We start from the raw sequence: 2,238 nt of genomic DNA, 5'->3' as shown, positions 1-2,238 counted from the left end.
TTATGAGGGAGCAATCAGACTGGTTGCTTCCTTTTTCTGACTATATATTTATTAAAGATATAAGTCAATATCAGTTTGTGATTGTACCAAGGATTTGTAGTATGATTATTTGCATATGCAATCGATAAATCGGTGTTTGTGGAGGAAAAAAGCGATGAAGAAAGCAATAACGATATTGATTACTGTAATAAGATCAGTAAGGATGGGTACTATAAACCGGAAGAGATTGTATTGATGCCGATCCTGGGATTCGGAAGTAAAGAGTTCCTGTTTTGCGTAAAGATGTATTGAGAAATGTGATAAAGCAGAAAACACAAAATGTTCACAGATGTTATTAGCACTCTCTATTGACGAGTGCTAATAATGGTGATATAACATAATCAGAACAAAGGAACAGAGAAGATCAGAGCTGATTCAAACCCTCCTTCCCTTGCTCAGAAACATAAAATGTTATTGAGTAAAGGAGGTATCATTATGTTAGTACCGAGTATTTTTGGAGAAAACCTGTTTGACGACTGGTTCGATGCTGATTTTCCACAGTGGCCTGAATTCAGGGATCTGGATAGGGCAGAAAGAAGGCTTTACGGCAGGCATACGGACAGGCTGATGAAGACAGATGTCCATGAGCATGACGATCATTATGAAGTAGATATTGATCTGCCTGGATTCAAAAAAGAAGAAATCAAATTGGAACTGAATAATGGCTATCTGACGGTTGGTGCTTCCAAAGAGCACGATCAGACAAATAACGGTAAAGCAATCCGCAAGGAGCGGTATTCCGGTTCGATGAGCAGAAGCTTTTATATTGGAGAGGGAATAAAAGAGGAAGATGTACATGCGAAGTTCGAACATGGCGTCCTGCATCTGGAACTTCCGAAAGAAAAAGCACCGGAGGTACCGGAAAAGAAACTGATTCAGATCGAAGGATAAATACAGAAGTCTAATATTTATGGAGGTGTCAAACCATCTGGCGAGACGCCTCTTTTTTTGAGAAAAATGTTATCGCCTTTATTCAGTTATTTACTTTTCGTGTTAAGAGTGCTGGTCAAGATCGGAATCGAGCTGTCATCCATCATCATTGGAGGACTGATGCTGATTGTTTTCGGCTGCATCATCTACTGAATATTATTGTGCGGCGGAGCCGCCTGTCCGGTGAAGATAGAGCCATGCTTCCGGTAGTGCAGAGCCAGTAGTTTATTACGCGAAAGGCTCTTTACATGAGTAACACATGATAGGCTATATGCCATTGCAATAGGGCATTGAGCGCCTATCTGCCGCATTGCAAAGCAATCATGTGTGATAGAGGCTCATGTCAAGAGCACCGTGGAATAAGCTACTGGCGGATGGCTCTCAGGTGCCGGAATGGTGGCTCTCAAATTCCGGACAGGTGGCTCAACCAGTCCCAGATTATTCAAGGAGCATGTCGGGAGATAAAGATTTGACAAATCCGTGATTTGTGAGGGTTATCCGATTATGAAAGATAATAAGTGGAAGTGTCCAAAGTGCGACCGTAGTTTTAACCGGACAGGCCAGGGGCATTATTGTGGAAAAGACGAAACGATAGATGAGTATATTGATGCGCAGGATGAAAGTGTAAAGCCTTATTTGAATGAAATTCAGCAAATACTTCGCAGTGCTATTCCTGAAGCACAGTAAAAGATATCGTGGAGTATGCCAACATACTGGAAGGGCGCGAACATTATACATTTTGCCGCATCAAAGAAACATATCGGACTCTATCCCGGCGATGAAGCCCCTGTTGTCTTTGCTGATCAACTTGCAGGGTATGACGTGAGTAAAGGTACTATACGGATTCCGTATATTTCACCTCTTCCTAAAGACCTTATTGCCAACATTGCAAGATGGTGCTATGAAGAATACCGCAAATGAAAAAGGCTATATTTATTATCACGACTGTTTTTATAATGCTGATCACATCAAGGTTTGTAATCAGAATTGTTGATGCAACTGTCCAGATCGATAATGATACCGCGCTCCTTATCAATCTGTTAATTGTGCTCAATGTGGTGATCGGGATGCTGAGTCGTTTCCTGTACAAAAAGATATTTCGAGGGAAGTCTTTAAAGAATCTGGCAGGCGAATGAACAGATATATCGTAATTATGGCAGATACAGCAGACTAAAAATTCAAATTTGCACGAATAACCTCTATCCTAAATGAGATAGAGGTTTGCTTAATTTGAAATAAACCATTTATCTACCACTTATGACATATTTT

The 2,238-nt window shown here is 40.7% G+C and carries 4 protein-coding genes; all 4 read left to right on the top strand.

Features of this window, described 5'->3' with window-relative positions; translation table 11 throughout:
- Positions 1-138 precede the first annotated feature (138 nt).
- The 4 genes from T515_RS17525 to T515_RS18365 all read left to right on the top strand — a co-directional run bounded on the left by T515_RS17525 (position 139) and on the right by T515_RS18365 (position 1,890).
- Positions 139-291, top strand: a complete 153-nt coding sequence (locus tag T515_RS17525) for a hypothetical protein (RefSeq protein WP_155988418.1) — start codon at positions 139-141, stop codon at positions 289-291.
- 183 nt (positions 292-474) lie between these two features.
- Positions 475-930 (top strand): Hsp20/alpha crystallin family protein, encoded by a 456-nt coding sequence (locus tag T515_RS16070; RefSeq protein ID WP_036613564.1) that lies wholly within the window; start codon positions 475-477, stop codon positions 928-930.
- 543 nt (positions 931-1,473) lie between these two features.
- Positions 1,474-1,656 (top strand): hypothetical protein, encoded by a 183-nt coding sequence (locus T515_RS18370; RefSeq protein WP_330372699.1) that lies wholly within the window; start codon positions 1,474-1,476, stop codon positions 1,654-1,656.
- Positions 1,657-1,659: 3 nt separating this feature from the next.
- Positions 1,660-1,890 (top strand): iron chaperone, encoded by a 231-nt coding sequence (locus tag T515_RS18365; RefSeq protein WP_330372700.1) that lies wholly within the window; start codon positions 1,660-1,662, stop codon positions 1,888-1,890.
- Positions 1,891-2,238 lie beyond the last annotated feature (348 nt).

The organism is Oribacterium sp. P6A1, from assembly GCF_000702885.1.
GTDB lineage: Bacteria > Bacillota > Clostridia > Lachnospirales > Lachnospiraceae > Oribacterium.
This window is presented reverse-complemented; position numbering and strand designations above follow the sequence as displayed.